Origin of the sequence: Marinospirillum alkalitolerans (genome assembly GCF_045055655.1) — a bacterium.
In the GTDB taxonomy this organism is placed as follows: Bacteria; Pseudomonadota; Gammaproteobacteria; order Pseudomonadales; family Halomonadaceae; genus Marinospirillum; species Marinospirillum alkalitolerans.
The window spans coordinates 55,702-67,720 of record NZ_JBANFI010000002.1 but is presented as its reverse complement, the minus strand read 5'-3'; the positions used below and the strand labels follow the sequence as shown (position 1 = coordinate 67,720).

The following is a 12,019-nucleotide window of genomic DNA, read 5'->3' as shown; positions in this document are numbered from 1 at the left end:
GGTGACTATGCGTCCAGTCTCTATTACTCCAGCAGTGCAGCGAGTTGGACGCACAGTGTCAGCATCCAAGCTTTGGGCCGGAGCCTCTGCTCTGGCCTTGGCTCTGATGCTGGGTGGCTGTGCAACGAGTCCAAGCTCGAACTCTTCTTCAGCAGCACTCAGTCAGGCCATGCAAGCGGGGCAGCCCAGCTGGGTTCGTCTCCATCCTCAGCGTGCAGGTTATGTGTATGGTGTGGCCAGTGCTGAAATCTACGGCTCCTCGGCCAATGCCTTGGAACGTGCGCGTCAGCAGGCCCAGGTGGATCTACTCGCACGTATTCAAGTGAGTGTGGCAGGAGAAACCCAAACCACGACCCGTGCTGAAATGCGCCAGGGACAGTTGCATGATTTGCATGAAATCCTGTTGCAGCAGGCCTCCAGTCGTGTTGAAGAGGTGACGCTCCCCGGTATCCAGGTGACAGAAACCTGGATCGATGAAGCAGGTCGTTCGGCTTGGGCTTTAGCTGAGCTGAATCGTCAGGCCGCCGAAACACAACTTTTAGCTCAGTTGCAGCAGGTCGATCAACGCTTGCTCCAGCGTGCATTACCGACTTCAGGTGATCAGCTCAGTCGCGTCCGCGCGGTGCTCCCCAATCTGGCTGACTTGCAGCAACGACGTCAACTGTTCAACCAGTTAGAGTTTCTGGCTGCAACGGGGCGCATTGATGCTCAGCGTCAGCAGCAGGTCGAAGCGCGTGAAGCCGAAATTCGTGGCATCATCGCGGCTCTGAGCTTTCGCCTAGAAGCCAAAAGCCCCGATGCGCAACGGATGCAGCCGCACATTGCGGCACGCTTAACTGAGTTGGGTTTTCAGCTGCGGCAGAATCAAGCGGATTTGACGCTGCGTTTGAATATTCATCTTCAGGATGTGCAGCGTCAGGGCTTGCATCATCGTGTCGCGCAGGCAGACGGGCAGGTGGTCGATGCCCAGGGCGCCACCTTGTATGCGGTCAGCGAAACCGGCCGAGCGGCTTCGACTGATGCAGCGGTGGCCACCAGCAACGCGATTCAGATGATGGCCAATAGCTTGGCAGAAGCGCTGGCGCAGGGTTTGTATCAACAAAGATAACGCCTCCTACCCCCAAGGGCAGTGAATTGTTACACTGCCCTTGAGCATTCTGCCTTGAAGATAAGTGATGGCAGAGATGTTGTGGATTCAACGTCGATTGAAGATGTCAAAGAAAAAGGCCTTGGGTTGATTGTCACAGGCCGAACGATGATGAAAGAGGTAGATAATGATGTTGAATCGAGTTGGCATGAGGCGTTCTGTTCTTGTGTTGCTTGGGGTGGTCTTTGCCTTGCTATTGCAAGGCTGCTTAACGAATGAAGACGAGAGTAAAGGTTCGACACCTGAACAGCCGATTCCTGTTCCTGCTGATAAGCCGGCTGTAGAATCGAGGCTGTTAACCTTGCCCCTGACCCGCTTAGTGGATATCCCACTGAATGCTGATCTGATGCCTGCAGAGCTGCAGTCTCAGCAAGTGCTGATAGTGCGTGATTCAATCAGCTTGTATCGTCATGTGCAGCGACGTCTTAAGCTGGTATATCAAGATTATGTAGCAACGGAAGCCTTGCTTGAGAGCCTTGCTGATTTACAGGCCACCAATTTTGAGCAGGATCAGTTGATTGCTCTGGTGATTCATGGCCGAGAAAGAGGTGAAGCTGTCGAGCCTTTATTAGGTTTAGAAGTTTTTGCCGATCAACTCTGGCTCACCCTTGAATATCAACCTGAGGCTTTACCTCTGCATAGACAGGATAGTCGCCTGGTGTATCTGCGTATGCCGCAATCTGCTTTACCCGTTTTTCTGGATGCCAGAGCCGAGCCTGTCGTTTATCCAGAAGAACCAGAACCAGAAGATGATCCCGCTGAAGATGACGCGGGTGATGCATCAAATGAAGATGCAGTAGACGATGAAACAGAGACAGGAACAGAAGAGGTCTAATCGACTTCTGCAGCATTGAGGCAAGGCATCAATGAAAGCCGGATGTCAGTGACAGCGACTTCAGTGCCTCTCAGCTGGTCAACCAGAGTCTGTTGGGACGAGTTATTTCGATGATGAACAAGAGATGGAGTAAGTAGATTTATGCCACATTACCAGGCGCTCAGTCGACAGCAGCACCAATATGCTGGTGTGCAACCTCAGAGTACTTTTAATTTTGCAGCCCATCAGGCTGTGATTCCTGTTTTGGCAGAAGAGGTTCCCCATCTATTGCCAACTATGGCATTGGTTTTTGTGCCTGCCCAGGCAGAGCCTGCGGCGCACTTTCAGTTGATGGGATTACAGTCTTTCTTGCCAGATGACAATCTTTATCTGCATCCAGATGGGCGTTGGTTAGGTGGCTACCAACCAGCAGCCTATCGTGGACATCCATTTAAACTCTTACCAGAAGAAAGCAGTGATCGCTTGGTGCTCTGTGTACAAACAGATAGCCCAGCTTTTCATGAGCAGAGTGAGGAAGGCGATCACTCCTTGTTTGGGGCGGATGGACAGCCTTCCGAACTGGTATCCAATGTGCTTGAATTCCTGCGCCAGGTCCATCAAGGACAGCAGATGACTAGCAAAGCCGTAGATCAGTTGGCTCAGGCTGGTTTATTGGAGCCTTGGAAGCTGAATGTCCAAGCGACGGCAGGAGAGCAGGACATGGGGCAAACTCAGCTGCAGGGTTTGTATCGCATTAATGAGGATAAGCTTAAGCAGCTCAGTGGTGCTGAACTCGAGAACCTGGCACGCTCGGGAGCCCTTTCTTTAGCCTACAGTCAGCTTTTATCAACCCACCGCTTAACGGGACTGGCGCGCCTTTATGACTTGCGCCAGAAGATCCAGCAGCAACTGGCACCGCAGCAGGAGGTTGATCTTGATCGTGTTTTTGGTGCTGAAGAAGATGTCTTCAAGTTCTAATGCGTTAGACCAAAGTCAGGCCGGTTGAGTCTGATGCGTCTTGTCTTGAGCCTGACTCTGATGCTCTGCATTGGAGTTGGGCTCTTTTCTTTTGCTCAGCCTGCGGATGCAAATGCAGCACTGCGTCCGTTGGCGTCTTATCCAGCACAAGGAAGCGGTGCAACCGGGCGGGTCATATCGGCACGCTCCAATCCAGCTGTTTTGCTGTATCTTTTACCTGGTGAGCAGCGTTGGAATGCCGGTTTAGGCCAGTTCAGCAGTTATCTTGAGTTAGGGCCAGCTGGGCGTTTGGGGCGTCTTGCTCAAGACCTAGAGCAGGATCTGGCTGCAGTACAGTTTCTGCTTGACCAGGATTTGAATGCGTTAGATGACGGCCCCTCGCGTGCGGCACTCACTCAGTTGGCGCGCTGGGATCAGCAGTGTCAGCGTTTTCTGGATGAGCAGGATTCGAGCTTGGTGGTGTCCTGTTTGCAGGGCGCGACGGCGGAAATAGAACAGAATCTCATTTTATCTTTGGAAGAAGGCGGACGCTTTCAGGCTGGTTTTTTTGTCGATGTGCCCGGTTTTCCTGTCATCGGGCGCTGGCACCCTTGGGTGGCCTGGTCTTTGGGCCTCAGTGTGCAGGGGCAGGCTGCTGGTCGCTTTTATGGTGATCGCCTGCGTGGACGTGGTGCTTTGGAGATCAGTCATCGCGGAGAGACTTTGCTCTCGATCGCGCCTCAGTTGAGTGCAGAAACGCTCAGTCTGACTTTTATCGAGTTTCAACGCCTATCTTGGCAGTATGCCAATGATCCTCTTAGCCTAGTCGACCCCTCGACAGGCGCTTGGTCAGCAGAGGCAGGTTTTTTACAGCAGACACTGGCGTTGTTGGCTCAGGCTCCTGAGGGAGAGGCACCGCTCTTAACGCCGAATGAGGTGTTACAGCTGGAACAGCTGACACGTCGTTTAAGTGATCCTTCTGATCCACTTTTTATGGCGGCCTTACGTGGTGAGCTGGATTTTGATCCAGAAGCGCTACTGGTGACCCATTCATCCATCACCACGCAAGTGGCTGAGCTTTTGCACCTTTATGCGGGTGTCTCGGTGGATGCTTCTGCCTGGTTTGATTGGCCTCAGTCCTGGGGGCAACTGGATTTAGGGCTGCGTGTGAACAGCTATGCGCTACGCTTATCGCCCAATCTCGTCTCTTTAAATGGCGTGGCCTTGTCACAGGGCGCGGAGCAGGTTGTGGATCGAGTGACCGGTGAGCTGCGTGCACAGCAAGAGCAACAATGGCTCTTGGGTGTTGATCTGGGTTTACTGTGGCAGGATTATCCTTGGCAGGTGGGCGTCACGCTGTTTAATGTGAATCAGCCGACAGCACGCTATCCACGCCTTTCGAGTTTTACAGACGAGCAGGATAAAGAAGCAGTCGATTATCTGACTCGCTTAGACCGACTGATGGATCGTCAGGCGTATCGCTTGGATCGCCATGCTGTGTTGGAGGTCACCTTCTTTGCCTTTGAGCCTGACTGGGTTCTGAGAGGACATTACAGTCTGGATGCGGCTGATAATCTGGTAGGCTGGTCTGAGCGCTCTTACGGCTTGGCAATGAGCTGGCAAACGCAACAAGCCTGGGTACCGGGCGTGCGTCTGGGTTGGCGTCGTAATCAGGTGGGGAGCCGGTTAGATACGCTGCATCTTGGAATTGATTTTGCGGCTAATTTTCAGCTCGATCTGGCAACCAGCTATCAAACCTTTGAATTTGATCGTTGGCGCATTCCGCGCTATTTCAGCCTAGGGCTGAGTTTTGAAAAACTCTTTTAAACTGCTGACTTTTGAGTGCGGCTCAGGTATTGAGCGCGGTGAGCACTGCAAGCACTGACGGATAAAAAAGCATGAAACTCCTCCATACTTCTGACTGGCATTTGGGTCAGCATTTTTTTCATCGCTCGCGCCATGCCGAGCAGCAGGCCTTTCTGCGTTGGTTGCTGGAGGTGATGGAGACAGAGCAGGTCGATGTGCTGCTGGTGGCAGGGGATATTTTTGATACCGCCACCCCACCGAGTGCCGCGCGTGAACTGCTCAATCAGTTTGTGGTCGATGTGCAGCGCCTGGGTGTGCAGCTGATTCTGCTCGGCGGTAACCATGATGCGATTGCCACCTTGCACGAAGCGCGCCCCCTACTGCGTTATCTTGAAACGCATGTGATAGCGACCACCGATCTCCCCTTGGATGAGCAGGTGATCACCCTGCATGATCGTGCCGGTGTGCCGAGCGCGCTTCTTTGTGCTGTTCCCTATCTGCGCCCCAAAGAGCTGATCACTAGTCGAGCTGGTGACAGCGCTGAAGCCAAGCGTCAATGGCTGTTGGAGGCGATGCAAGCCCATTATCAGTGTCTTTACGCCCATGCCGAGCAGCGGCGGGCGGCCTTGGGCCTTGATGTGCCCATCCTCGGCAGCGGCCATCTGACGGCGCTGGGGATGAGCCGCTCCGACAGTGAACGGGATCTGTATATTGGCACACTCGAAGCTGTCCCTTCTGACATCTTTCCTCCCTTTGATTATCTTGCCCTCGGGCATTTGCATCGTCCCCAGCGTATCTCTGGCAAAGCGCACTGGTGTTACAGCGGTGCGCCCTACAGGCTGAGTTTTGATGAACTGAGCCATCAGAAGCAGGTGAATCTGGTGTCCTTCTGTCCAGCAGAGGCGGATTTTTCATCCGAGCCTGCGTCACATCCCGAGTCCGAGCTTGAGAATCCATCGGTGACAGTGACACCTTTGGCTGTGCCTGTTTTTCAACCTATGCAAAGGTTGCGTGGCGATTGGGCGCAGATCGAATCGCATTTACAGCAGCTCAAAACTGATTATCCACAGGGTAATCCGAGCCTGTGGCTGGCGATTGAGTTGGAGGATGGTCTGGGGTTGAGCGATGCCCGGCAACAGATTCAGCAGCAGCTTGCAGATACGGCGGTGGATGTGGTGGTCATCAGGCGTGTGGCACGGCAAGCAGACACAGTCTTGGCGCAGCAGGCGCAAGAAACCCTGAGTGAGCTGACACCTGAGCAGGTTTTTGAGCAGCGTCTTCTTAGCAGTGGATTGGATGATGAGGCTGACCGTGCGCGCTTACGCTTGTTATTTCGTCAGGCCTTGGCTGAGGTCGAGCAAGGGCAGGTGGCCGAATGAAGATTCTGTCGCTGCGTTTTAAAAATCTCAATTCCTTGCAGGGAGAATGGCGGATAGATTGGACCCAGTCTCCTTTTGATAGCCAAGGGGTATTTGCGATTACCGGTCCGACAGGAGCCGGTAAGAGCACCCTTCTCGATGCCATCTGTCTGGCCCTGTATCACCAAACACCGCGTCTAGGCACGATCAGCGCACAAAGCAATGAGATGATGACGCGTGGTGCGAGTGATTGTCTGGCCGAGGTGGAGTTCGCCGTTAAAGGGCAGGTTTATCGTGCTTTTTGGAGTATGCGCCGCGCTCGCGGGCAGCCGGATGGCAAGCTTCAACCACCCGTGGTCGAGCTGGCGCAGCTGAGTCAGCAGGCTGGCGAGCCAGATCAGCTGCTGACGCAACAGGTGCGGCACAAGCTAGAACACACTGAGCAGCTGACGGGGCTGGATTTTGCGCGTTTTACCAAATCGATTCTGCTGTCTCAGGGCGATTTTGCGGCTTTTTTGTATGCAGAAGATAACGAGCGTGCAGCGTTGCTGGAGGAGCTGACGGGGACGGCGATCTACGCGCAGGTTTCTGAATATGTTTATCTTCGCTGTCGTGATCAAAAAGGCTTGCTTGATCAACAACAAGCACAGTTGGCCGCTTTAGGTGATGTCTCGGTTGATCACAAGCAGGTCTTATTGGATCAGCACAACAGGCTCGAAGAGCAATTGGCACAGCTCAACCAGCAACGACAGCAGCTGCAGCAAGAGTATGACTGGTGGCAGGCCGCGCGCGGCTTAGAGCAGCGGCAACTGGCCCTGCAAGCGGAGCAAGAGCAGGCCGCACTGGCCCAAGAAGCGGCCACAGCAGATCGTCACCGACTGGCGTTAAGCGAGCCGGCCGAGATCCTGCGCCAGCCTTGGCAAGCGTGGCAGGAGGCAAAAAGCGCCGCTGAGCAGGCTCAGATTGCGCGACAGGCTGCCGAGCGCCATTGGCAGCAGCAAAGCGAGCAGCAGCAACAGGCCCAGCGTAGGCTGGATCAGTGTCAGCAACACTGGGCTGAGTTACAGCAGGAGCAGCAACAGCAAGAGCAGCAGATCACGGAGGTGGTGTGGCCGTTGGAGCAGCGCCTGACCCAGCTGGAAGCGGATCTGAAGCGCGATCAGCAGCAGGTTGCGGCCTTGCAGCAGCAATGGCAGCAAGAGCAGCAGGCTTTCAAAACTCAGCAGGCTGAGTGTACCTCGCTGGAGCAGCAGCGCGTCGAACAGCAAGGCTGGTTGGATCAACACCAGCTTTATCAGCGTCTGGGACCACGCCTGCATGCTTGGCAGCTGGCCCTAGCACCTTTACATGCAGAAGAGCAGGCGCTGAAAGAGCTTGAACAGACCTGCCTGAGCGGGCTTGAACAGCAGCGTCAGGCCGAGCAGGCGTATCAGCAGGGAGAAGCCCAGTGGCTGGCTGCAAAGGCTCAGGCTGAGGCCAGTCAGGCCCATTGGATGCAGATGCAGCAGGCGCTGGCGCAGGAGCCGGAAGATCACGAGGAGGCGCTGCTGGCTCAGCTCGCGAGCGGGCAGCAGCGCTGGTCTCAGTTGCATCAAGCGCAGGCTTGGCAGCAGCAGTGGCAAGAGGCTGAGACTCAGCGCCAGATTTGTCAGCGTGAGCTGGAACAGGCCGAGGCTCAGGCACAACAAGCCCGACAAGAGCGTGAGCAGCTGGTCGAGGCCTATCGTCTGGCCGAGCAGCAGCGTGTGGATCTCAAGCGCTTGCTGACCCAAGAAGAAGAGCTGGCACACTATCGCCAAGCCTTAAAAACAGGTGAAGCCTGCCCCCTTTGTGGTGCGTTGGAGCATCCCGCGGCTGCCGATCCTCTGGATCATCACGCCACCTTGGCGCGCTATCAGCAGCAGGAACAACAGGTGGCCAGCTTGACGGAGCAGGGGCAGGCCAAGAAGGCGCGTGTTGAGCAGGCCCAGTCTCTTTGTCGTCAGCTTACGGCAGATCTGGCGCGCTGGACGCAGCAACAGCAGCGCAAAGAGGCAGATTGGGCGGGCCTGGATCCCGCACTGGGTTTTGGTCGCCTTGAAGATCCTCAGACACTGATCACGCTCGCCAAGGACTGGGAGCAGGCCCAGGCGAGATTGAATGAGCGTCTGCAGGCAGGTCGTCTACAGCAGCAAGCCCAGCGTGAGGCGCAGCAGCAGGCGCAGGTGGATCAACAACAGCAAGAGCAGCTGCAGACCCAGCTGAACTGGCTACGAGATCAGGCGCAGAAGGCCGCAGAGCAATGCCAGCAAGCGCAGCAGCTGCTCCAACAGCGCCATGATCTCTGGATGCAAAAAAAGGAACCTTGCTTAGAGGAGATTCAAGCCAGTGTGGCCGAGGCGCCTGTTGCCTCCTTAGAGGCGCTGATCAGCTGGTTGCAGCAACATAGCCAGGTCTATGACCAGTATCGTCAGTGTGAAGCACAGGTACAGCGCCTAGAGACCCAGTGGCAACAACAGCAGCGAGCTCTGGCTGCTGTTGAAGCGCAGCTTAAGCGTAGCGAGCAGCAGTTGGCTGAACAGCAGACCGAGATGAAAAAGCGGCAGCAGGCGGTCGAAGCGCTCCGCTTAGAGCGTCGCAGCCACTGGGACGGTGCCAGCCTGAGCGAAGTGCGCGCGGCGCTTCAGGCTCGCCTGACAGCGGCAGAGCAGGCATGGCGGCAGGTCAGAGAGCAGGCGCAGCATCAAGAGCGGGCGTATCAGCAAGCCTGGGCTGAATATCAGCTGCGTCAACAGCAGGAGGAACAGGCCGCCCCCAAGTGCCAGCAACAGCAGCAGATGTGGCAGCAGGCCCTAGCGGACAGTGGCTTTGCCGATCAGGCGGCTTTTATGGCGGCGGTGCTCCCTGTTGAGGAACGTCGTCAGTTGCAGGAAAAGTTACACGAGTTGGATCAGCGCACCCACGCTCTGGCGCAAGCCGAGGTACAGCTCCAGCAAGAACAGACCGCTCTGCGGGCGCAGCAAGCTATGGCGAGCCATGCTGATATGGCTGCTTTGGAAGCTGCCCGTACTGAGTTGGAGCAGAGCCGAGATGCCTGCTTGGGTGAGTTGGCACAGTTGCAGCAGCGTCTGAGTGCGCGCCAGGCCGCCGAAGCTGAGCATCAGCGCTTATTGGTTGAATACCAAGCGATGCAGCAGGTTGCACAAGATTGGGAGCAGCTGAATCAGCTAATTGGCTCAGCGAAGGGGGATAAGTTTCGTCGCTTTGCACAGGGCCTGACGCTGGATCATTTGATCACCTTGGCGAACCGTCATCTCACCCGCTTTGATGGGCGTTATCAGCTCAAGCGCCAACAAGAGGCGGGGTTGAGCCTGTGTGTCATCGATACCTGGCAAGCCGATGCGGAGCGGGATACCAAAACCCTCTCCGGCGGGGAGAGCTTTCTAGCCAGTCTTGCGCTGGCGCTGGCCTTGTCTGATCTGGTCAGCCATCAGGTGAGCATTGATTCTCTTTTTCTTGATGAAGGCTTTGGCACCCTGGATGCCGCAACGCTGGATATTGCTCTGGATGCCCTCGATCACCTGCATGCCTCAGGCAAGATGGTCGGTGTGATCAGTCATATCAGCGCGCTGAAAGAACGTATTCCGGTGCAGTTGCGTGTGCATAAAATGGGGGGACTAGGGATCAGTCGTCTGGATGCTCAGTTTGCCGTGGCGCCAGAAAAAAGAGGACGCAAAGGGGTCCAGGGATGAATCAAACGAATATCGAGCGCCAGCTGCTGATAAGCCTGCTCAGCCTGTTGAATCGCTGCGATGGTGTGAGCCTCCGCCTTGGCGCTGAGTGTCAGGCGTCCAGCTTCTGCGATGACAGAAAGTGCCTGTTGAGGCCAGTGGCTGGCACCCTTGTTGTGTAGATGTAACAGCTGCAGCAGCGTCTGTAAATCTGCTTGATCATGATAAGCAAAATGCGCGCGGATCTGGGGTGGCTGAGTGGCGGATTCTTGCCAAGTGAAGTAGCGCAGCTGCTGAGCCGCATGGCGTAGCGTTTGGTAAGACGGGGGGTAGGGGCAAGCAAGAGCGTTCACACATCCGATCCTTGGGATAGCCGTACCTATTGCAATGGATGCGGTCGGTCTTCCCTGTTTAGACTAAAGTTGCATAATAAGGCGCGCTATTTTAAAGTATTGGCCAGCATTGACCAGTAGCGTATTTTTATTTTTCGCATGCACTTTATGTCTTTAATGTGAACTAAGTTCTTTTTTGTTTTTATCTGCTTTAACTTCATTTGCACTTTCCTCCCTGTCTATATTGGTCTCCTTCTAACAATAACGAAGCTGGAGAAGACCATGCCTTTCACATCCTTCACTCGCGCCGGTTTCTGGCGTCAAACCACACAAAAAGTACTTTGTAGCGCGCTGATCGCCTGTTTGCCCCTGACCAGCTGGGCCGATTGGACCCCCACACGCGCGGTTGAATATATTGCCCCTGCTAATCCCGGTGGTGGCTGGGATACACTGGTTCGCACCACCGCGAATGTGATTCGTGCTGAAAATCTGGCACCGGTGAATTTTGCGCCGATCAATGTGCCAGGTGGCGGTGGAGCGATTGCCTGGGCGCAGATTGCCCGTGATGCCCGTAATGAACATAAGCTGTTTGCGACCAGCCCACCCATTTTGCTGGTGCCGCTTTCTGGACGTTCGCGCTTTGATCATCAGGATTTTCGTCCGATTGCGCGCTTGATTACCGACTATTCCATTCTGTTGGTACGCGCTGATTCACCCTATCAAACAGTCAATGACTTGTTTGAAGCCATGGCCAGTCAACCTCAGCTGAGTGTTGGTGGTGGCTCTGCAGCTGGCTCGATGGACCATATTGCCATCGCTGGCGCCGCAGCCGCAGCCGGTTTGGATGCCGCTCGCTTGAACTATATTGCCTTCTCCGGCGGTGGTGAGGTGATGACCAATCTGCGTGGCGGTCATATCGTGGCGGGTGTGACCGGCATGGGCGAAGCCAGTGCACAGCTGCAAGATGGTGCGCTGCGCGCCTTGGCTGTCTCTGCTCCTGAGCGGGTGCCTGGTCCTCTTGAATCGGTACCGACCTATGTTGAACAGGGCGTGGATTACACCTTTGATATCTGGCGTGGTGTGATGGGGCCGAAGAATATGTCGGATCAGGCTGTTGCCTACTATCAGGATCTCTTTGCACAGATGATGACCACCGATAGCTGGCAGGCGGCCCGCGAGCGCCTTGGCTGGTATGACTCCTACCAGAACAGCGCTGAATTTGGTGCCTTTTTGGATGAGCAGGCGGAATCCTTCCGTCACATCCTCAGTGAGCTGGGCCTCCTCGCCCGTTAAGCCACAGGCCCCTCTCTTGAAGGGGGGCTATCCGCAGCCTGTCTTGTGTTTCTCCCATCTTCCCTGTGAATGAGGTCGCCCCATGATGCGTTTCACTGCCCAGCACCTGATTGCGACTGTGCTGGCTCTTTTATCCTGTCTTTATCTTTGGATGGCGTGGCAGATTCCGACCTTTCCGATTCCACGCCCTGTAGATTCTGATGTTTTCCCGAAGCTGTTGGGCAGTTTGCTGCTGCTCTTATCGATCTGGCTCTTTGTGGATGCCTTTACTGCCAAGGCCGCAGAGACCGCTGAAGAAAACACTGAAGAAAACACGGATTCGGCACAGCAGCAGACGCGCACTTGGCATTGGCGCAGCCCAGCCGCGCAGGTACTGGTGACTGCCTTGGCGATTCTGGCCTATGCCCTGTTATTAGAGAAGCTGGGATTTGTGCTCAGCTCCAGTGGCCTGATGTTTGCCTTGGCGTGCTACTACGGTTATCGCGCTCATGTCATCAATCTGGTCACCACCTTAGCGATTGTCTTGGCCTTGTACTTTGTCATGACTGGGCTGGTGGGTGTGCATCTGCCACCTGGCCTTCTGCCCTTTTGATTTCTGGAGT

9 protein-coding genes are annotated in these 12,019 nt (G+C 55.3%); 8 read left to right on the top strand and 1 reads right to left on the bottom strand.

What is annotated here, in order from left to right; translation table 11 throughout:
• Nucleotides 1–7: 7 nt before the first annotated feature.
• The 6 genes from V6U78_RS03335 to V6U78_RS03310 all read left to right on the top strand — a co-directional run bounded on the left by V6U78_RS03335 (nucleotide 8) and on the right by V6U78_RS03310 (nucleotide 9,813).
• On the top strand, nucleotides 8–1,108 hold the full coding sequence (locus V6U78_RS03335) for an LPP20 family lipoprotein (protein ID WP_405337188.1): 1,101 nt from the start codon (nucleotides 8–10) through the stop codon (nucleotides 1,106–1,108).
• A 166-nt stretch (nucleotides 1,109–1,274) separates the two neighbouring features.
• Complete coding sequence (locus V6U78_RS03330; protein ID WP_405337186.1) at nucleotides 1,275–1,982, top strand: hypothetical protein; 708 nt, start codon at nucleotides 1,275–1,277, stop codon at nucleotides 1,980–1,982.
• Nucleotides 1,983–2,123: 141 nt separating this feature from the next.
• Complete coding sequence (locus tag V6U78_RS03325; RefSeq protein ID WP_405337184.1) at nucleotides 2,124–2,939, top strand: SapC family protein; 816 nt, start codon at nucleotides 2,124–2,126, stop codon at nucleotides 2,937–2,939.
• Between the two features lie 33 nt (nucleotides 2,940–2,972).
• Entirely contained in the window at nucleotides 2,973–4,745 is a 1,773-nt protein-coding gene (gene traF / locus V6U78_RS03320) for a conjugal transfer protein TraF (protein WP_405337182.1), read from the top strand.
• A 71-nt stretch (nucleotides 4,746–4,816) separates the two neighbouring features.
• Complete coding sequence (sbcD, locus tag V6U78_RS03315; protein ID WP_405337180.1) at nucleotides 4,817–6,103, top strand: exonuclease subunit SbcD; 1,287 nt, start codon at nucleotides 4,817–4,819, stop codon at nucleotides 6,101–6,103.
• Nucleotides 6,100–9,813, top strand: coding sequence for an SbcC/MukB-like Walker B domain-containing protein (locus V6U78_RS03310; protein WP_405337178.1), 3,714 nt, complete (start codon nucleotides 6,100–6,102; stop codon nucleotides 9,811–9,813). The genes sbcD and V6U78_RS03310 overlap by 4 nt, the downstream gene beginning before the upstream one ends.
• Here the strand turns inward: V6U78_RS03310 and V6U78_RS03305 are convergent.
• The gene (locus V6U78_RS03305) at nucleotides 9,762–10,145 is read right to left on the bottom strand and encodes a hypothetical protein (protein ID WP_405337176.1); all 384 of its coding nucleotides are present in this window, start codon (nucleotides 10,143–10,145) and stop codon (nucleotides 9,762–9,764) included. The genes V6U78_RS03310 and V6U78_RS03305 overlap by 52 nt on opposite strands.
• A 261-nt stretch (nucleotides 10,146–10,406) precedes the next feature.
• On the opposite strand from V6U78_RS03305, the gene V6U78_RS03300 reads away from it, so the two are divergent.
• Nucleotides 10,407–11,417 (top strand): tripartite tricarboxylate transporter substrate binding protein, encoded by a 1,011-nt coding sequence (locus V6U78_RS03300; protein WP_405337174.1) that lies wholly within the window; start codon nucleotides 10,407–10,409, stop codon nucleotides 11,415–11,417.
• An 82-nt stretch (nucleotides 11,418–11,499) separates the two neighbouring features.
• The gene (locus V6U78_RS03295) at nucleotides 11,500–12,009 is read left to right on the top strand and encodes a tripartite tricarboxylate transporter TctB family protein (RefSeq protein WP_405337172.1); all 510 of its coding nucleotides are present in this window, start codon (nucleotides 11,500–11,502) and stop codon (nucleotides 12,007–12,009) included.
• The last annotated feature ends 10 nt before the right edge of the window (nucleotides 12,010–12,019 follow it).

What these genes read in the sequence shown, in the direction of transcription:
- V6U78_RS03330 (WP_405337186.1), top strand. Translation starts at nt 1,275, where the DNA reads ATGATGTTGAATCGAGTTGGCATGAGGCGTTCTGTTCTTGTGTTGCTT.
- V6U78_RS03300 (WP_405337174.1), top strand. Translation starts at nt 10,407, where the DNA reads ATGCCTTTCACATCCTTCACTCGCGCCGGTTTCTGGCGTCAAACCACA.
- sbcD (WP_405337180.1), top strand. Translation starts at nt 4,817, where the DNA reads ATGAAACTCCTCCATACTTCTGACTGGCATTTGGGTCAGCATTTTTTT.
- V6U78_RS03310 (WP_405337178.1), top strand. Translation starts at nt 6,100, where the DNA reads ATGAAGATTCTGTCGCTGCGTTTTAAAAATCTCAATTCCTTGCAGGGA.
- traF (WP_405337182.1), top strand. Translation starts at nt 2,973, where the DNA reads ATGCGTCTTGTCTTGAGCCTGACTCTGATGCTCTGCATTGGAGTTGGG.
- V6U78_RS03335 (WP_405337188.1), top strand. Translation starts at nt 8, where the DNA reads ATGCGTCCAGTCTCTATTACTCCAGCAGTGCAGCGAGTTGGACGCACA.
- V6U78_RS03295 (WP_405337172.1), top strand. Translation starts at nt 11,500, where the DNA reads ATGATGCGTTTCACTGCCCAGCACCTGATTGCGACTGTGCTGGCTCTT.
- V6U78_RS03325 (WP_405337184.1), top strand. Translation starts at nt 2,124, where the DNA reads ATGCCACATTACCAGGCGCTCAGTCGACAGCAGCACCAATATGCTGGT.